The organism is Pseudomonas sp. PvP009 (genome assembly GCF_017832995.1).
Classification (GTDB): domain Bacteria; phylum Pseudomonadota; class Gammaproteobacteria; order Pseudomonadales; family Pseudomonadaceae; genus Aquipseudomonas; species Aquipseudomonas syringae.
Map to the genome: position 1 here is coordinate 2,413,911 of NZ_JAFIBG010000001.1, position 17,083 is coordinate 2,430,993.

The following is a 17,083-nucleotide window of genomic DNA, read 5'->3' on the forward strand; positions in this document are numbered from 1 at the left end:
GCACCCACACCATCCAGCGCAACGGCGTGAAAGCGCCTGCCGCCGGGCGTCGCGCTATCGCCAGGCGCACTACAAGGCTTTGGGCATGACCTGTGCACTGCTGATCAGGATTGTTTTCCTGAGCCAGCGGAGCCACCCGAATGCCTGATGCCGTCCCGACCTCCAAGACCAACCGCCTGCATGCAATAGGGCGCACTCTGGTGCTGACCCTGTTGGCCACCAGCCTCGTCGCAACTGCGTATGCCGAAGACAGCGATGTGCCTTCGCTGGCCGGTAAACGCATTGCGATCAGCATGACCGGCACCAGTCACTACTTCGATATCAAGGCCTTCCAGGCGCAGGTGGATGAGGTCAAGCGCCTGGGCGGCACACCCATCACGCTCGATGCCGGTCGCAACGACAAGAACCTGGTCAATCAATTGCAGACCGTGGTCACGCAAAAGCCCGATGCAGTGATCCAGACCCTCGGCACCCTCAGCGTTATCGACCCGTGGCTCAAGCGCATCAGCAAGGCGGGTATTCCGCTGTTCACCATCGACGCGCCATCGCAATACAGCCTCAACAACACCACGTCCGACAACGAGGCCACCGGCAAGGCATTGGCCGGGCAACTGATCAAGGACGCAGGTGGCCAGGGTAACGTGCTGGTGTTCAATGGCTTTTATGGCGTGCCGGTCTGCGCCATTCGTTATGACCAGCTCAAGGTGGCGCTCAAGGATCATCCCGAGCTGAAAATTATCGAGCCGGAGTTGCGCGATGTCATTCCCAACACGGTCCAGGACGCTTACTCGCAAGTTTCGGCGCTGCTCAACAAGTATCCCAAGGGCACTGTTTCGGCGATCTGGGCCGCCTGGGACATCCCGCAACTGGGCGCCAGCAAGGCACTGATCGATGCCGGCAGAACCGAAATCAAGACCTACGGCGTCGACGGCACACCGGAAGTGCTTGAGCTGATGCGTCGCGACGATTCGCCGGTGGGGGCCGTGGTTGCCCAGCAGCCTGCATTGATCGGCAAAACCGCGGTGCAGAACGTCGCCCGTTACCTGGCCGGACAGCACGATCTGCCGAAAGAGACCCAGGTGCCCACCTTGCTGACCACGGCCGCCAATCTACCGGACGTGCAAAAGCTCAGAGGCGATAACTGACGCGGGAGATCAATCATGGGATCAACGATTGCAGACGTCGCGGCGGTGCCACCGGCCTTGCACTTGAAGGGTGTCAGCAAGCGCTTTGGCGCCACCCAGGCGCTGGATGGCGTAAACCTTAAGGTCGAGGCCGGAACGATTCACGGGCTGGTGGGTGAAAACGGGGCGGGCAAGTCGACCCTGATCAAGGTTCTCGCCGGTATTCATCGTGCCGATGCCGGCCGTTTGAGTATTCACGGCCAGCCGTTCGAGAGTTTCACGCCGCGTCAGGTCGAAGCCGCAGGCGTGCATTTCATTCATCAGGAACGATTGCTGCCGGGCAGCTTCAGCGTCGGCGAGGCACTGTTTTTCGGGCAGGAAATCAAGCGTGGGCCCTTCGTCGATCGCCGCGCCCAAGAGCGTGAGGCGGCAAGACTTCTGGACGATTACTTTGCCATGCGCCTGCCCGCCGGGGCGCTGGTACGCGATCTGGACAGCGCCCAGCGACAGATACTGCAGATCACTCGCGCGTTGCTGGCCAGGCCGAAGGTGCTGGTGTTCGACGAGCCGAGTGTGTCACTGGTCAAGCAGGAGGTGGACCGCTTGCTGGACATCGTCCGCCGCCTGCGCGCTGAAGGGCTGACCATTGTCTACATTTCCCACTATTTGCAGGAGATCGAATCGCTGTGCGATCAGGTCACCGTGCTGCGTAACGGCCGCGATGTGGCGGTGGTCGATCCGGCACTCACCAGCACTGCGCAGATCGCCCGGCTGATGGTCAATCGGGAGGTAGGCGAGCAATATTTTCGTGCCCGGACATCACCCGGCACGCCCGTGCTGCAACTGCGCGGGCTGGGGGCAGGGCGCTTTTACGACGGCGTTGACCTGAGCGTGCGGCGTGGCGAAGTGCTGGGCCTGACCGGTCTGGTCGGCTCGGGTGCCAAGGAGCTGCTCAAGAGCCTGTTCGGGCTGCTCAAGCCGGATCGCGGCGAATTGCTCTTGAACGGTCAGCCTTTGCAGTTGAAATCACCGCGTGACGCGGTACGCCATGGCATCGCACTGGTCCCCGAGGAGCGCCGCACGCATGGCGTGGCACCGGCGCTTTCGGTGCTGGAGAACATCACGCTGGCCAGCCTGGGGCGCTTCAGCCGCTGGGGATTGCTCGACGCTGCGGCGCAAGCCGGGGAAAGCCAACACCTGATCGACGAACTGGCAATCAAGACCTCAGGCCATGATGCGCCGGTGCACGCGCTCAGCGGTGGCAACCAGCAGAAGGTTGCGCTGGGCAAGTGGCTGAGCCGCCATTCGACGTTATACCTGCTGGACGAGCCCAGCGTTGGCGTCGACATCGGCGCCAAGGTGGAGATCTACCGATTGATTGCCCGGCTTGCCGAGGGCGGCGCGGCGGTGCTGGTGCTGTCGTCGGACTTGCCGGAGCTGATCGGCATCACTCAGCGCATTGTGGTCCTGCACAGAGGACGCATTGCAGGCGAATTCGATTCATTGAGCACCGACAGCGACCAACTGCTGGCCTGCGCCACGGGCGCCAGTGAAAGCGACCATGACAGCCAATCACTCCCTGCGGAGGCCCATTATGTCCGCGCTTGATCTATCCGTTGCGCAGGCTGGCGACCCGGCGCAGCGCTGGCTCGTGCACCTGGCGCAGCGCGGTTCGTTGCTGGTGTTTCTGGCGATTTTGCTCGGCTTTGCAGTTAGTGCGCCGAACTTTATCAGCCTCGGCAACATCAGCAATGTGTTCGCCCAGTCAGCAACCCTCGGCATACTCGCGCTGGGGCTGACCTGCGTGGTTATCGGTGGTGGTTCCAATGTGGTCAGCGGCGGCCTGGACCTGTCGCTGGCGACCAATCTCGGTCTGTGTGCGGCCGTCTACAGCAGCCTGAACAATGCAGGGTTCGATGCCTGGCAAGCGATTGGCCTGACGCTCGGCTGCGGCCTGCTGGTCGGCGCGTTCAACGGCTTGGCGGTGGTGTTTCTACGCTTGCCGCCGTTACTGGCGACCCTGGCGAGCATGAACCTGATTGCCGGCCTGGAGCTGGTGCTGACCCAGAACACTGTGCTGGCGACCGACTCGGCATTACTCGACAGCCTGGCGTCCGGCGTCTGGCTGGGCATTCCCGCGCTGGCCTGGGTACTGCTGGGTGTCGCTGCGGTGTTGTGGCTGGTGATTCAGCACAGCGCGTTTGGTCTGCGTCTGTACGCCATTGGCGAATACCCGCAAGCCGCCGAGGCTGCCGGGTTGAATCTGCGGCGTTATGTGTTTGCCAGTTACCTGATTGCCGGCGGATGCGCCGCCATTGCCGCGTTCTGTTCCGCAGCGTTTTTCAGCGGCAGCACGACCGGTTCCGGTGACATGTTGCTGTCAGTGGTGGCCATCGCTTTTCTCGGCGTGGTGTTCTCGCGGCGTCTGACCGCGAACATTCCCGGCACCCTGTTGGCGACGCTGCTGCTGGGCTTTTTGATCAACGGTTTTCAATTGCTGAACATTTCCAGCTTCTGGGTCAACGGCGTGCAAGGTGTATTGATTCTGTTGGTGGTGGCATTTTCCGGGGCATTCGGCCGCCGGGAGGGTGAACAATGAGTACGCTGACCCTGAGTACCTCCTCGACGCTGGTCAAGGTGCTGCCGCGCCTGTTGCCATCGGTCCTGCCGCTGTTGGTGTCGGTCATCCTGCTGTTTTTCGCGATCAATGCGCCGGGCTTTCTGAGTTGGGGCAACCTGTCGAGCCTGGTGCTGAACAACTTCGTGTTGCTGGCCATCGTCGCAATCGGCATGACCTGGGCCGTTGCGGCTGGCGGTATCGATCTGTCGGTGGGAACGGCGCTGGATTTTGCCAGCCTCGGTTTCGTGGTCACACTGAATGGCGGTCATGGTCTGGGCGCGGCCATTGCGGTGGCCCTGCTGGCAGGTGGCATTGCGGGGGCGTTCAACGCGATGCTGATCGCCGGGCTGCGCATTTCACCGTTCCTGGCGACGCTGGGTACGCTGTTTATCGGCACCAGCGTGCAACAGTTGTTGTCCGACGGTGGCCAGCCGATCTATATCGCTCAGGGCGCGTTACCGGGCATCAGCGCTGTGTTGATCCTCGGCGTGCCGTTGCCGCTGTTGGTGGTAGGGTTGCTGGCAGGGCTTTACGGGCTGGTTCTGGCGCGTGGCCGTCTGGGACGGGAAATCCTTGCGCTGGGCACGCAGCCGCAACTGGCGTATTACTCGGGCCTGCCCACGCGACGCATTGCCGTGCAGGTGTTTTTCGCCAGCGCGCTGGCCTGTGCGGTGGCGGGTATCCTGCTCAGCTCGACGGTCAACGCCTACGTGCCGATGTCAGGCAACGCTTATCTGATCAATGCCATCGGCGCGGTGTTCATCGGTACGACGCTCAGTCTTCAAGGGCGTCCGAATATTCCGGGCACACTTTTGGGTGTGCTCTTCATCAACGTGATCGCCAACGGCCTGTTGCTGATCGGCTGGAACTTCTATTGGCAGCAGGTTGCGACCGGGGCGCTGATCTTTCTGGTGCTGGCGTTCAGTTTTACCAGTCGCCACCTGCTGCGTAACGCGGTGTGAGTGCTCTTTACGCGTTGCCTTTACCGCTGCCGATCTGCCAGACAAACGGCGGCTCGGTGCCGTTGATGCGCCAGTCACCGACAATGCGCGCCTTGTAGATCAGCGGATTGTGCGATGCCGCTGTGCGCGCATTACGCCAGTGGCGATCCAGCGCCTTGTTGACGCTGACACCTGAAGCGCCCAGTGCGTTGAACAGCTCAGTTGCAGCGCGCAACACCAGTTCCGATACGATCACCTGGGCCTTGGCGGTCTCGATTTCGGCGGCGATATTGGCGTCTTTTTCCCGCTGTGGGTCATTGCCAAAGCGTGCCACGTACGCACGCTGCAATGGCTCGGCGGAGCGCAACGTTGCGGCCTCTGCGGCGTAAACCTGAGCGGCGATCTGACCGACCACTTGCTGCACTTGTGAGTCCTGGCTGACGCTCCCGGCGTTGCCATGGCTGAAGACGCGTTTGCGATCGCGCACTTCCTGAGCGATGTCGCGTTCGACAGCTCGACCAATACCGGCCAGCACCGCCAGCAGCACCAATTGATAAAACGCCGTCTGGTATTTGAAGCGTTGTTCGAACGGTATGACGTGTGTGGCCGGCAGCGGTACGTTGTCGTAGACCGAGGTGCCGCTGCCGGTGGTGCGCTGGCCGAACCCGTCCCAGTCGTCACTGTGGCGCACACCGGCATGCCTGGCGTCGACGACCGCGATCACGTCGGCACCGGTATCGGAGCGCTGGGCATAGACGTCGATCCAGTCGGCAAAGATGCTGCCGGTGCTGTAGAACTTGGTGCCGTTGAGCACGAAACCATCGCCTTGCGGGCTGACCTTGGTAATCACGTCGCCGATTTTCACCGCGCCGACTTCGGTCCAGCCGTTACCCACCAGATCCCCGGCGACAAAGCGCGCGAACCACTGGTCACGGTCCGCGCCGGGGGGTGCATTCAGGCGGTCTTCGACGAAAGCGAAGTGCGCGCGCAGGGCTTGCGGAATATTCGAGTCGGCTTCGGCCAGCTCGATAAGCAGTTGAAACAACTGGCTGATCGATGCACCCGCACCGCCATATTCGACGGGCACACGCACAGCGCCGAAACCGGCTTTCTGCAGCCAGGCAATCGGTTCATGGGGCAGGGCGCGGGCTTGTTCGCGTTCGACGCTGCCAGCGCCGATCTCACGGAAGATCGGGCGAAATCGGTTGGCCAGGGTTTCGTAATCGGTCCCCAGCGAGAGCGGGTTTGAGCCGGTTGTTTGAGTCATGCAGTACTCCTGAGCGCGAAGAGATCGGCACACGGGCCGGTGGAAGGTTCGCAGGACTCTCTGCATGCTTTATGCCTGAATATAACTAATTGATTTTAATAGCTTATTTTTGATGAGATGTTTTTCTTGTTGGTCAGCCAACAGTGGCATGAGCGCTGGCTGGCAAATCCCATCGCGTCGTCAGCCACGTCGGCAGCTCATGAGCCCTGAAATACCTGTGTCTGCGCTGGATGCGCTGCGAGTGCGCCGCTGTTCGGCCAGCAACAGCGTTCGAACATTTTGCGCTGCAGGGTGCGGCCATTCATTAGCGTTGCTTCGCAACTTACTGCTTTTAAAGGGAAATATTTTTCGGCACGGGCTGTGCAATGTTCAGGGTCAAGCGTGTTGAGTGTTTTCAACCTGTCGCCAACGAGCAGGAGCCTGTCCATGAGTTTTCCTTCCTCCCTTTCAACTGCCGCACCTCCCGCAGCGCATGTCATTGGCTCGGACGCCGAAGCCCTTGAAGTGGCCAGAGCATTGGCCGGTCGCTTCGCTGAAGAAGCTTCAGTGCGTGATCGCGAACGGCGTCTGCCAGTCGCCGAGCTGGATGAGTTCTCCGCCAGCGGCCTTTGGGCCATTACCGTACCCAAGGCCTATGGCGGTGCGGGCGTTTCCTATGTCACCGTCGCGGAAGTGATCAAGCTTGTTTCTGCCGCTGACCCTTCACTCGGGCAAATCCCGCAGAACCATCTGGGCGTGCTCGATATTCTCTTGCAGACCGGCACCGAGGAGCAGAAGCGCCACTACTTCGGCAAGGCGCTGGCCGGCTACCGCTTTGGCAATGCGTTCTCGGAGTCAAAAAGCAAGAACGCCGGCGCCTTCCAGACCCGGATTCGATTCGATGGCGAGCACGCCGTGCTGGACGGCGAAAAGTTCTACTGCACCGGCGCACTGTTCGCGCACATCGTGCCGGTCTCAGGCGTCAACGAGCAGAATCAGGCGTTCATCGCTTTCGTCGAGCGTGACAATCCGGGGCTGACCATCATCGATAACTGGGACGGTTTCGGTCAGCGCACCACGGCCAGCGGCGGGGCGGTGTTGAAGGCCGTTCGCGTACCCTCGAGTGCGGTGATCCCGGCGCATCGCGCTTTCGACGAACCGACTGCCCATGGGCCGATTTCGCAGATCATTCAGGCGGCGGTGGATACCGGCATTGCTCACGGCGCGTTCGAAGAAACCCTGAAGCACGCCCGATTGGCCCGGCCATGGATCGACAGCAAGCAGGATTTCGGCTGGCAGGACCCGTTCAGCATTGCTGCCATCGGCGACTTGCAGTGGCGGCTGCACGGCACCGACGCGATCCTCGCCAAGGCCGGGCTGGCCATCGACCATGCCCTGGCCGAACCCAGCGAAGCCAGCGTCGCACAGGCCTCGGTAATCGTCGCCCAGGCCAAGGTGCTGTCGGCGCAGATTGCCTTGCTCGCCAGCACCCAGCTGTTCGAACTGGCCGGCACCCGCTCGGTGCTCGGCAAACTCAATCTGGATCGTTACTGGCGCAACGCGCGGACCCACACGCTGCATGACCCGGCGCGCTGGAAATACCACCTGATCGGCAATCAGGTGCTCAACGGTATCGCACCACCACGTCACGCCTGGAACTGATCGAGGAGTACGCCCATGACACATCCCGCTATTACCGCACAACTGGCGGTTGCTACCGAAGACCTTGATCAGGCGCGCCAGGGCCTGCAACACACACTCGACTACCTGCGTGAGCACGGTCGGCCGTGGTCGCTCAGTGGTCTGCAGCGCATCGTCGATGACCCCTATGTGATCAGCAAGGTCGGGGATCTGCAGATTCGTCTGGACGTCGCCGCCGCGCTGCTGGAACGCGCTCGGCGGCAGGACGGTTCTGCCGAACAACGCCTGATCGCCAGCAGCGAGGCGGTCATTGCCAGCGCCGATGCTTTGCAGGCGGTGGGCAATATTCAGTACGAATTGACCGGGCAGCGCCCGTCATTGCCAGCCCCAACCGGCCGTGAACCGCTGCGCTGGCACTATCAGGTTATCGGCAATCAACGCCTAAATGGCGTGGTTCCGCCGCAGCTTCAGGAGTAAGTGTATGTCCCGCCAAATCCGCCTCAACGCGTTTGACATGAACTGCGTCGGCCATCAATCGCCGGGCCTCTGGGCGCATCCGCGTGATCGCTCCTGGCAGTACAAGGACCTCGAATACTGGACCGATCTGGCGAAAATTCTCGAGCGCGGCAAGTTCGATGGTTTGTTCATTGCCGATGTGCTGGGTATTTACGACGTCTATCGCGGCAACGGCGAGGCGGCGATTCGCCAGGCCACTCAGGTGCCGGTCAATGACCCGTTGCAGCTCATCCCGCCCATGGCGCTGGTGACTGAACACCTGGGCTTCGGCCTGACCGCGTCGCTGTCGTTCGAACATCCTTATCCGTTTGCCCGTCGCCTGTCGACGCTGGATCACCTGACCAAGGGGCGCGCAGGCTGGAATATCGTCACCTCGTATCTGGAAAGCGGCGCGAAGAACCTGGGCCAGAAAACCCTCACCGAACACGACGCGCGCTACGACTACGCGGAGGAGTATCTGGAGGTGTGTTACAAACTCTGGGAAGGCAGCTGGGAAGACGGCGCGATTCTGCGTGACCGGGAGCGCCGTGTATTCAGTGATCCGAGTAAAATCCACGAGATTCGCCATGTCGGCAAACACTTCCAGGTGCCTGGCATCCACCTGTGCGAGCCGTCGCCGCAACGCACGCCTGTGCTCTATCAGGCCGGCGCTTCAAGCCGCGGCAAGCAGTTCGCCGCCGAGCACGCCGAATGCGTTTTCGTTGCAGCCCCCTCGAAAGTCCTGCTGAAAAAGACCGTGGCCGATATCCGCCGGCGCACTGCAGAGGCTGGTCGCGACCCGTCCAAGGTGCTGATTTTCAATTTGCAGACGGTGATCCTCGGCGAGACGGATGCCAAGGCCAAGGCCAAATTCGAAGAATACAAAAGCTGGGTCAGTTATGAGGGCGCGATGGCTTTGATTTCCGGCTGGACCGGCATCGACTTCAGCCAGTTCAAGCCCGACGAACCCCTGCGCCACGTTCACACCAATGCCATTCAGTCGGCCGTCGAGACCTTTTCCACGGCAGACCCGAACACGATATGGACGCCGCAGGCACTGGCCGATTGGGTCGGCATCGGTGGCTTCGGCCCGCTGTTTGTCGGCAGTCCGGAAACCGTGGCCGATCTGCTGCAGGAATGGGTTGAAGAAACAGACGTCGACGGGTTCAACCTTGCGTACGCGCTGACCCACGAAACCTTCATTGACGCGGTCGAACTGTTGGTGCCGGAGCTTCAGAAACGCGGCGTCTACAAGACCGAATACGCCAATGGCACGTTGCGCGAAAAGCTGTTTGGCGATGGCTCGCGCCTGGAAGCAGGTCATCCGGGGGCTGTCTTCCGTGACCTTGCTGCGCTGCATCGCAACCGGCAAACGGAGACTGCGTGAACGCGTGACACATAGGGTCACGACAGGCATTCCCACTGGAGCGTGGGAAACGAGAATTCTCCAGATCACTATTGTGCCCACTCCGCGTGGGCATGCCTTTCTGGACGCTCCGCGTCCGATGTTGAGTGCTCGGAACGGTATGGATGCGTGATGCGCGCTCAGCACAGTGACGGTCACAACTCCAGCTTATAGCCCACCCCCATACAGCGATTGGATCGGGTCTTGACCCGGGCAGGCCTGTTCCTGTCTGCGGCTCAGGTTGCCAACAGATGCAGTGCTGTCGGGGCTCTTCCAGCGTGGCACCGTCCCACGAGGCTTTGGTGATTTTTTCTACTAGCCTTTGAATAATCGTCAGGCTTAACGTTTTACCCTTACGCGCAGTGCGGCCATTTGCAGGTTCGCACTGTGGTTTTGATCCTTCATGAACAGGAGTTCTCATGAAACCCTCCCAGCCGAAGTACGCCCACGCCTTGTTGCTGCTGGTCACTTCACTCAGCATTCAGACGCCGGCTATGGCCCGTGTGGCATCCTCGGCGAACGCCGACAACGTGGCTCGGCTTGCAGTGGTCAAACCGGTCAGCAGCTGTGCTGCACTGAGCAGCGTGGATCTCAGTGATATCGGCGGGCAGGGCAGTCGTGTGCTGGCGGCCACTGACTCGACCCGTGATGGTGTTGTGGTGTGTACTGTGGAAGCCCGGTTGGCTCCGCAGATCAACTTTCGGCTCGAGCTGCCAACCGGCACCTGGGAGCAGCGTTACCTGCAAGTCGGCTGCGGCGGATTATGTGGCAACGTCAACTCGACCGTGCGCGCCGCTGATGGCTGTACATCCCTGAGTGCTGGCGCATTCGCGGTGGCCTCCACCGACATGGGGCATCAGGCGGCAGACGAGCATTTTGGCGATGACCCGCAAAAACGCGCCGATTTCGCCCATCGCGGTGTGCACCTCACTGCGCTGGCCTCGAAGAAACTGATCGCCGCATTCTATGGACGCAAAGCGCAATATGCCTACTTCAGTGGCTGCTCGGACGGCGGTCGCGAGGCGTTGATCGAAGCACAGCGTTACCCGGACGATTTCGACGGCATCATTGCCGGAGCCCCGGCGCTCAACTTTCAAGTGCAGAAAACCCTGTATCACGGCTGGATGGCGCGCTCCAACCGCGGCGCAGACGGCAAGCCGATTCTTCTCGCTTCACGACTGCCGTTGCTGCACAAGGCCGTACTCGAACAATGCGATCTGCTGGACGGGCAGATCGATGGCCTTATAGCGGATCCGCGTATCTGCCACTTCGACCCCGCAGCGCTGCAATGCAAGGCATCTGCTGACCCCACCACGTGCCTGAGTGCAGAGGAGGTGGCCACGGTCAGACGCTTTTACGAAGGCCCCAAAGACCCTGTCAGTGGCGAGCGGCTGACCCTGGGCGGCCCGCAGCCGGGTTCGGAACTGGCTTGGGCCGGCGTGTTCGTGCCGATCAGCGCCGATCAGACTGTGTACAGCGAAAAGGCCGCGCTGGAGGCCATTCGCAATGTCGTGTTCGAGAAGAACCCGCCTGCCAGTTTCGATTTGAATGCGCTGGCGTTCGACGAAAAAACTTTTGACCAGCTGCGCCCGCTGCATGCGCTGTACGATGCTACCAATCCCGATCTCTCGCCATTCGCCAGCCGCGGCGGCAAGCTGATCCTCTGGCACGGCTGGGCTGACCCGAACGTCTCACCACTCAACACCCTGGCGTATCACGAGGCGCTTGAAGCCGAGATGGGCAAGACCCGCACCGAGGCCTTCTCTAGGCTGTACATGTTGCCCGGCGTTTATCACTGCGGCGGCGGGGAAGGGCCAAGCCTGGTCGATCTGCTGACACCGGTCATGGCCTGGGTCGAAAAAAGCCGGGCCCCGGATGCCATCGTTGTCCGACAGGCAGGCCCCGACAAGGCCGGCAACAGGCAGAGACCACTGGCACAGTCGCTGCCGGCGTCCATGGTCAAGGAAAACGTGGGCAATCGCGGACGCACCCGCAAGGTCTTCCCATACCCGTTCATGGCCGAGTATGACCACAAGGGCTACGCGAAAAACGCAAACAGCTACCAGCGCGCCCAGCCGTTGACCACGGAAAAAACACCGCAATGGATGGGCAGCGGGTTCTTCAAACCCTATACGCCTCTGGAGCGTCAGGCGCAGTAGCGATTGCAGCGATGCAGCGTCGGCGAATTATTTTCTCCTCGTTCTTGACATGGCATGCGAACCAGTACAGAATTGCGTCCATTCCTGAGCGAGGAATTGAAAAAAACCCTTTAGATTCAATGGGTTGGAAGCCAAAGAAATACAGGTTTCCCGCGAAATCAAAATGCGTTTGATGTTCAAGTGAAGCATCTTTCGTTTGAGGCCGAGTAGCAAAATGGTTATGCAGCGGATTGCAAATCCGCCTACGCCGGTTCGATTCCGACCTCGGCCTCCACTATTCAAAGCCCCGCAGATTAACGTCTGCGGGGTTTTTTATTGGGCGCTGGAAAGTTAGGGGTTACGAAACTTTAATTGCGCCTGTTAACAGGCCCAGGCTGTTTGGGGCGCCGCTGTTCTGCATCTGAATGCGCAGACGCTTTCCGGTCTTTCCTTGCTGGACATTGAGAGAGTCGCCCTCCATATAGCTTCGGTTCATTGCGATAGCGTCAACTGGGCGCTGACCTGTTAGGTAAGCCAGGTCCATCGCATCCTTGAGCTCCTGCGGTGCTTGCCCGTATACAGCAGCCCAGACCATGTCATTCGCGTAATAGTCGCGGACCTTTTCCTTGTTCTTGCGCACCCCGGCGCAGGGGTTCTCGCGATCTGTTAATCCCCATTCACGCGCCATGTTGTAAACGTGAGATAGCAGCGCAATTTCTCGATTTGCTCTGGTCTTTGCCTCCAGCTCAGCCCATTTGAGTCTCGCCTTATCCAAGTCTCCGCCCAACGGCAGCTCTTTGCCGTTCGCGTCCCGATAGTAATACCCCACCCATAAAGTTCCGTTTTTGCGGGGGCGCTTGCGCCGTACCATCCCTGGCGGTAAATCCCTGTTCTCAGTATTCCGGGGGCGCATTTCAGTTCACTCTGGAAAAGTCCGGTGTCCAAGCTGGGCGCGCCGGTGGAGGGTTGGCTGCGCCTTCTTCCCAGTAGGGGTGCGATTCAAGGTCGGAGTCCATGTGCCAGCCGACCACCTTCAGCTGCTGGCCATCAAGCCAGGTTTTGTAGGCGACATGGTCTTCATCGAAATTCGGGATTCCTGGGTGATGCCAGTAGCCGTCCTCGTCGCGGCCTACGTCGACAGGGCCTATCAGCTTTTCTTCGGACATGACTTCGTCCTTGCTGCACACGCAGCTGACATTGAGTTATTTGGTATAGGTTCGATGAGGGCGATACGGTGTCGAGAGCTTTGGGGGAGGTAAGTTAACTTTTTAAAATCTAACTAGATGAAGTTTTATTCATCCTTAGCGCGATGCAGCTGTTGTCACAAAGTAGGTACAGTATTTGTATGGCGGTTTACCTGCCATGCAACATATAAGTCAGATGCTCTTATACTTATGAGCCATTAGTTATTCAGAGGAGATACCATGAACAACATTACTAAAAAATCCGTTTTGAAAGGGTTTGTCGTGACAACTGTCGCAGTGATTGGCTTGCAAGGCATGGCATTCGCAGCGGCTTCCAAGCCAACCGCTCCTGCAGCCTACGGGAAACATACTCTTGTTCAGGACGCAAGCAATGCCTCCAAGGAGTCGAAGTCAGCCCCTATCCAGGTAGCGGCGCGTGTTCCAAATAATTCGAATCTCAATGATCCATGCCGTAACATCCGAGACTGTGACTAACTCTGCCGCTATTAAAACAGCTGCCGCAAACTAAGATTTGCGGCAGCACTGTAGCTTGGCGAGCAGTCGCCAGAAGAGATTGATTATGCTGCCACCTGATGTTGAGCTGATGTGCGCCAAGGGTCATTTGCCCGGGCCAGTGCTGCCATCGGCGGCGGGCTCACGCTGTTGCCACATGTGAACCTGCTGAGTTTTAGTGAACGGTTTGCCGTCGGCGCCGTGGGTGATGACGTAGTCGGCGGGGAAGCCCTGAGCCTTGTAAAGCTCGGACGGCTTGAGCATCCGCAGACAGATGTCGACGATCACGTAGGGCGTGCCCTTGACCATGACGGTGACCAGCGCCAAGCGATCCTTGGTCGTGATAGTCGGGGCCGGTTCGCCTGCACGGCTGACGTTCTCGGTTCCGTAATGACTGATCAGGAACGCGGCGACCCGCAGTGCGCCTTCCTCATGCTCCGGGGAGAGCTTGAGCGATACGACAGAGCTTTTGCCGCCGCCACCGGCCGTAACGGTAGGCGCTGGCTCATCCAGAGGCTGACCGACGCTGGCACCGAACTGCCGCTCCATGAACGCTGTCACCAGGCCGTGGTGCTGGCCGCTTGCGCTGATGGTATGCAGCGGATCGGCGGTGTCCCGCGCGTCACAGTTGCCGCGAAGGTGCACCAGGCTTGCGGCTACCAGTTGCTGCTGGCTTCCGGTGTTGGTGACCGTCGTTATCGGCTCGTCGACACCCTTGGCGTGCGTAGTGTTGAAGCCGCCGTTCATCTGAGCCATGAACACCGTAGACACTCCCATCGCGTGGGCTGCACCTGCAGGCCGCTGGTAGTTGCCGCCGCTGGTGATAGTTGGCAGAGGCTCATCAAGCGCTTTGCCTGCGTCGTTGAATCGAAACTTCACCAGGTGCGCTGCCGCGAGCGCATGTTTGACGCCGCCAGCAACAACGGTGCCTAGCGGCTGGTCGATTCCTGGCACCCTAGGCTTCTGACCCTCGCGCTCTCCGTAACCAGATTGGATCAGGGTAGGGCTGATCAGCGTCAGTTCGCCGCGGTTGGCGCACGTCACCGTTGGCAGCGGCTCAAGTGGGTCGTTAATACGATCGCTGCCTTGGTGGGTCGCCGGCGCGATGATTGGGCTGACTACCGAGAAAGCGCCGCCCTTTGGATATGACGTCACCGTGCGCAGCGGCTCACTTGAGGGCTGCACATTCCCGACCGACCAGTTCGCGATCGGGACGATGAAGGGGGGCGGGTTGTCGATGACGAACTTCTTCATGCCCTTGGCGACCCGGCGCAGGGTCGCGGGAGCCAGGTCTTTCTTTCGTCCGAATATGCTTTTGCCCAGGTCGGTGAAGTCGATGCACTCGGCGGCTGTCCTCCAAGGCTTCTGGCCTTTGGTGGGGCGCTTGGCGTGGGTCGGCTCTGGTCACACGATCGGCTGCTCGTCACGGCGGGCAATCATGAATAGGCGTTCCCGGCTGGTAGGCGCGCCGAAGTCGCACGCTCGGATCACACGCCACTCGACGGAATAGCCCAGGCGCCCGAGCTCGGCCACGAACACCGCCCATGTCTGGCCGCGCATGGCAGAGTCTGGCACCAGAAACTGCTGATCGACCGGCACAACCTCACCAGGTGCGGCTATGCCGCCGCCCAGCTTCACGACCCGCCCGGTCGACTTGCAACGCTTTGCCACCAGAGGCCCCCATTGCAGGATCTGCTTTACGTTCTCCAGGCTGATGAAGCGGGGTTTCTTCTTGCCTGCCCACTTCAAGCCGATCCAAGACAGGTTGCGGATCTCGCGCTTGCGCGGCTGCCCGCCAGCGGCCTGGCTGTGATGGGTGCAATCCGGGCTCATGTGGAACCAGCCCACGGCCTTGCCACCGCATTCGGTATCCGGATCGCCGTCGAATACATCGGTCGTGAAGTGCTTCGCACCCGGGTGATTCACGGTGTGCATGCTGATTGCTGCCGGGCTGTGATTCTTGGCCACGCTGACGGTGCGCCCAAGGCCCATTTCCAGCCCGGTACCGGCGCCGCCGCCACCGCAGAAGAAGTCCACAACGATCTCATCGTCTTGCGGATTGAAGCCAAGGCCGTACTGGGTTTTGAAATCGAAAGGGTTTTTCTTCTGGTGAGCGGGCATAGTTCATCCTCGCCGGGGTGGCGTGAGTCGTTGAAGTAGGGTATTGGTGTGCTGCCCGACATGGAGTCGGTAAAAGGAAGCGATATCGTGAGCAGAAGGCTTGAGATTTGGGGTGCTTTGGGTACCGGTATTTACTTGATTGCAATCGTGCTTGCGGTCCTTTCCGACTTTCAAAGCTTTCGAGAGCTTAAACTAAATGAGCTTGGAGACTTTTTAGCTGGTGTATTCGGTCCTGTGGCTTTTCTATGGCTCGTTCTGGGTTTTCTACAGCAGGGCCGAGAGCTGAAATTGAGCACCGATGCATTGAGACTTCAAGCCGAAGAGTTAAGAAATTCAGTTGAGCAGCAAAGACGTATGGCAGATGCGGCCGTGCAGCAGATTCAGTCAGCGGGGCAGGCTTTAGAGCTGCAGTTGCAGGGAGCGGAGCGTACAGTGATGGCAGACTTTGAGATACGATCAATCTCTAAGTTTGGGTCAATGGAGATGGTTACCAACATAATAAAAATTCATAATAATAAAAATATAGCTTATAAAGTTACTAGTGAGTTTAAAGGTGATCTGCCGTTCAGTGGTCTGAGAGAGCACGGAACGATTTCGGCGGAACATGGCGTGGATCTGGAGTTGCAATTTGAAATGACAAATATATCGCGTGAGGGCGAGTTAGATATTTTATATGAGGACGCAGGCGGCGTGCTTCGCATCGAGGTATTCACTGTTCGTTTGGGTGAAGACGATTGGGTTAGGTTTGAGAAGCTTAGACATAAGAGCACTCGGGTAATTAGAGCTTAATCGTAGCTGGAGAAAACTTAGGGGGCGATTGAATTTCATACGCCGCCACTCTTTCTTTTAGCGCCTAGTCTATGTCCTTCGGCTATTAAGCTGCCTATCGCCAGTTTGAACTCTTGCGCGATCTCATCGCGCTGCACGTCCTCGCCTACCCGGCGCAATTGCATGCCTTTAAGTGGAGCAATGTAAGCGTTCAGCGCAATAGGAGAGGGTGTGCTTTGTGCTTAAGCTGTGATGCGTTCGCCGATCACTGTAGTAGTGAAGGTGACGCTATATTCGAGCTGGAGGCTGAAAGCGCCGCCGCAGGTGTCGCAGTCCATGTTTTTATGGCTGTAGTCTTCAGTCTCGATGTGGATCACCGTTGCGCAGTGAGGGCACTTGCACTCGCTTTGATCGCGGTAGTCCCACTCGTCGTACTCATCCTCGGCGACCTTTGCCAGCGCGGCGGCCTTCGCAGCGGCATCCTCACGGTCTTGGCAAGGCGTGCAGATAAAGCCGTCAGCTCGACCCCTCGGGGTATCCGTCAGCGTGGACCTGTGCGCATTGCAGCTCACACATGCGTCGTGCTTGTCGCAGACGCTGTAGCTGTAACGCTCACCGCTGCCGGTGCATTTCGCACAGCCGGACACCCAGTACCAGGCCCCATCGATGCGCTCGGCGTACAAGCCCTTTTCCGGAGCTGTCAGCTCGACATAAGGCAGACCGTTGCGGTGTGGCCTGCCATGCCAGCCGTCATTCCATCTACAGGTATGACCGCTGCGTGTGCGCTCGGTCCACTCGCCAGGAATCTCTGGGATCAAAATCTTGGTGTCTTTGCTCATGGAAATCTCCAAGCAGGCGCCGCCCTCCGTGGCCGGATGCGGCATGTG

The 17,083-nt window shown here is 59.6% G+C and carries 14 protein-coding genes, 1 tRNA gene and 3 pseudogenes; 11 read left to right on the forward strand and 7 right to left on the reverse strand.

The annotated features are described in order from the left end of the window. Window positions 1-140: 140 nt before the first annotated feature. From JOE29_RS10735 to JOE29_RS10750, 4 genes are read left to right on the forward strand one after another with little or no spacing between them, the layout of a single operon-like run. The gene (locus JOE29_RS10735; protein ID WP_210079477.1) at window positions 141-1,145 is read left to right on the forward strand and encodes a sugar ABC transporter substrate-binding protein; all 1,005 of its coding nucleotides are present in this window, start codon (window positions 141-143) and stop codon (window positions 1,143-1,145) included. Between the two features lie 15 nt (window positions 1,146-1,160). Further along, entirely contained in the window at window positions 1,161-2,732 is a 1,572-nt protein-coding gene (locus tag JOE29_RS10740; protein ID WP_210079478.1) for a sugar ABC transporter ATP-binding protein, read from the forward strand. Then, on the forward strand, window positions 2,719-3,723 hold the full coding sequence (locus JOE29_RS10745; protein WP_122255442.1) for an ABC transporter permease: 1,005 nt from the start codon (window positions 2,719-2,721) through the stop codon (window positions 3,721-3,723). The genes JOE29_RS10740 and JOE29_RS10745 overlap by 14 nt, the downstream gene beginning before the upstream one ends. Further along, window positions 3,720-4,706, forward strand: coding sequence for an ABC transporter permease (locus JOE29_RS10750; protein ID WP_210079479.1), 987 nt, complete (start codon window positions 3,720-3,722; stop codon window positions 4,704-4,706). Before JOE29_RS10745 ends, JOE29_RS10750 begins: the two co-directional genes overlap by 4 nt. Before the next feature lie 7 nt (window positions 4,707-4,713). On the opposite strand, the gene JOE29_RS10755 is transcribed toward JOE29_RS10750, so the two are convergent. Continuing rightward, window positions 4,714-5,952: an acyl-CoA dehydrogenase family protein gene (locus JOE29_RS10755; protein ID WP_032662081.1), complete on the reverse strand. Its 1,239-nt coding sequence runs from the start codon at window positions 5,950-5,952 to the stop codon at window positions 4,714-4,716. A 197-nt stretch (window positions 5,953-6,149) separates the two neighbouring features. Beyond that, window positions 6,150-6,380 (reverse strand): hypothetical protein, encoded by a 231-nt coding sequence (locus JOE29_RS25425; protein WP_032620811.1) that lies wholly within the window; start codon window positions 6,378-6,380, stop codon window positions 6,150-6,152. On the opposite strand from JOE29_RS25425, the gene JOE29_RS10765 reads away from it, so the two are divergent. The 3 genes from JOE29_RS10765 to JOE29_RS10775 are packed head-to-tail and all read left to right on the forward strand — an operon-like array spanning window position 6,379 to window position 9,454. After that, a complete protein-coding gene (locus JOE29_RS10765; RefSeq protein ID WP_074954789.1) occupies window positions 6,379-7,593 on the forward strand; it encodes an SfnB family sulfur acquisition oxidoreductase in 1,215 nt (404 codons plus the stop codon). The genes JOE29_RS25425 and JOE29_RS10765 overlap by 2 nt on opposite strands. A gap of 15 nt (window positions 7,594-7,608) precedes the next feature. After that, a complete protein-coding gene (locus JOE29_RS10770) occupies window positions 7,609-8,049 on the forward strand; it encodes an acyl-CoA dehydrogenase (protein ID WP_004417568.1) in 441 nt (146 codons plus the stop codon). A gap of 4 nt (window positions 8,050-8,053) precedes the next feature. After that, window positions 8,054-9,454: an LLM class flavin-dependent oxidoreductase gene (locus tag JOE29_RS10775; protein WP_210079480.1), complete on the forward strand. Its 1,401-nt coding sequence runs from the start codon at window positions 8,054-8,056 to the stop codon at window positions 9,452-9,454. A gap of 173 nt (window positions 9,455-9,627) precedes the next feature. Here the strand turns inward: JOE29_RS10775 and JOE29_RS10780 are convergent. Beyond that, window positions 9,628-9,727: pseudogene (locus JOE29_RS10780) on the reverse strand (two-component system response regulator BaeR); the annotation flags it as partial. Window positions 9,728-9,891: 164 nt separating this feature from the next. Between JOE29_RS10780 and JOE29_RS10785 the strand changes: the two are divergent. Both JOE29_RS10785 and JOE29_RS10790 read left to right on the forward strand, forming a co-directional pair. Continuing rightward, entirely contained in the window at window positions 9,892-11,631 is a 1,740-nt protein-coding gene (locus JOE29_RS10785) for a tannase/feruloyl esterase family alpha/beta hydrolase (RefSeq protein ID WP_210079481.1), read from the forward strand. Between the two features lie 200 nt (window positions 11,632-11,831). Continuing rightward, a tRNA-Cys gene (locus JOE29_RS10790) sits at window positions 11,832-11,905 on the forward strand. 87 nt (window positions 11,906-11,992) lie between these two features. Here the strand turns inward: JOE29_RS10790 and JOE29_RS10795 are convergent. Further along, window positions 11,993-12,523 (reverse strand): annotated as a pseudogene (locus tag JOE29_RS10795) (integrase); the annotation flags it as partial. Between the two features lies 1 nt (window position 12,524). Further along, window positions 12,525-12,776: a hypothetical protein gene (locus JOE29_RS10800; protein WP_245226679.1), complete on the reverse strand. Its 252-nt coding sequence runs from the start codon at window positions 12,774-12,776 to the stop codon at window positions 12,525-12,527. A 285-nt stretch (window positions 12,777-13,061) separates the two neighbouring features. On the opposite strand from JOE29_RS10800, the gene JOE29_RS10805 reads away from it, so the two are divergent. Then, window positions 13,062-13,289 (forward strand): hypothetical protein, encoded by a 228-nt coding sequence (locus tag JOE29_RS10805; RefSeq protein ID WP_122242699.1) that lies wholly within the window; start codon window positions 13,062-13,064, stop codon window positions 13,287-13,289. An 83-nt stretch (window positions 13,290-13,372) separates the two neighbouring features. On the opposite strand, the pseudogene JOE29_RS10810 reads toward JOE29_RS10805, so the two are convergent. Continuing rightward, window positions 13,373-15,428, reverse strand: a pseudogene (locus tag JOE29_RS10810) (DNA cytosine methyltransferase). Between the two features lie 87 nt (window positions 15,429-15,515). On the opposite strand from JOE29_RS10810, the gene JOE29_RS10815 reads away from it, so the two are divergent. Continuing rightward, window positions 15,516-16,217, forward strand: a complete 702-nt coding sequence (locus JOE29_RS10815) for a hypothetical protein (RefSeq protein WP_210080038.1) — start codon at window positions 15,516-15,518, stop codon at window positions 16,215-16,217. 221 nt (window positions 16,218-16,438) lie between these two features. Here JOE29_RS10815 and JOE29_RS10820 read toward each other — a convergent pair whose 3' ends face one another. After that, window positions 16,439-17,035, reverse strand: a complete 597-nt coding sequence (locus JOE29_RS10820) for a hypothetical protein (RefSeq protein ID WP_029571800.1) — start codon at window positions 17,033-17,035, stop codon at window positions 16,439-16,441. Between the last annotated feature and the right edge of the window lie 48 nt (window positions 17,036-17,083).

Bases quoted from the DNA above. Each gene is read 5' to 3' on its own strand.
- JOE29_RS10735 (WP_210079477.1), top strand. From the start codon at position 141: ATGCCTGATGCCGTCCCGACCTCCAAGACCAACCGCCTGCATGCAATA.
- JOE29_RS10740 (WP_210079478.1), top strand. From the start codon at position 1,161: ATGGGATCAACGATTGCAGACGTCGCGGCGGTGCCACCGGCCTTGCAC.
- JOE29_RS10745 (WP_122255442.1), top strand. From the start codon at position 2,719: ATGTCCGCGCTTGATCTATCCGTTGCGCAGGCTGGCGACCCGGCGCAG.
- JOE29_RS10750 (WP_210079479.1), top strand. From the start codon at position 3,720: ATGAGTACGCTGACCCTGAGTACCTCCTCGACGCTGGTCAAGGTGCTG.
- JOE29_RS10755 (WP_032662081.1), bottom strand. From the start codon at position 5,952: ATGACTCAAACAACCGGCTCAAACCCGCTCTCGCTGGGGACCGATTAC.
- JOE29_RS10765 (WP_074954789.1), top strand. From the start codon at position 6,379: ATGAGTTTTCCTTCCTCCCTTTCAACTGCCGCACCTCCCGCAGCGCAT.
- JOE29_RS25425 (WP_032620811.1), bottom strand. From the start codon at position 6,380: ATGGACAGGCTCCTGCTCGTTGGCGACAGGTTGAAAACACTCAACACG.
- JOE29_RS10770 (WP_004417568.1), top strand. From the start codon at position 7,609: ATGACACATCCCGCTATTACCGCACAACTGGCGGTTGCTACCGAAGAC.
- JOE29_RS10775 (WP_210079480.1), top strand. From the start codon at position 8,054: ATGTCCCGCCAAATCCGCCTCAACGCGTTTGACATGAACTGCGTCGGC.
- JOE29_RS10785 (WP_210079481.1), top strand. From the start codon at position 9,892: ATGAAACCCTCCCAGCCGAAGTACGCCCACGCCTTGTTGCTGCTGGTC.
- JOE29_RS10800 (WP_245226679.1), bottom strand. From the start codon at position 12,776: ATGTCCGAAGAAAAGCTGATAGGCCCTGTCGACGTAGGCCGCGACGAG.
- JOE29_RS10820 (WP_029571800.1), bottom strand. From the start codon at position 17,035: ATGAGCAAAGACACCAAGATTTTGATCCCAGAGATTCCTGGCGAGTGG.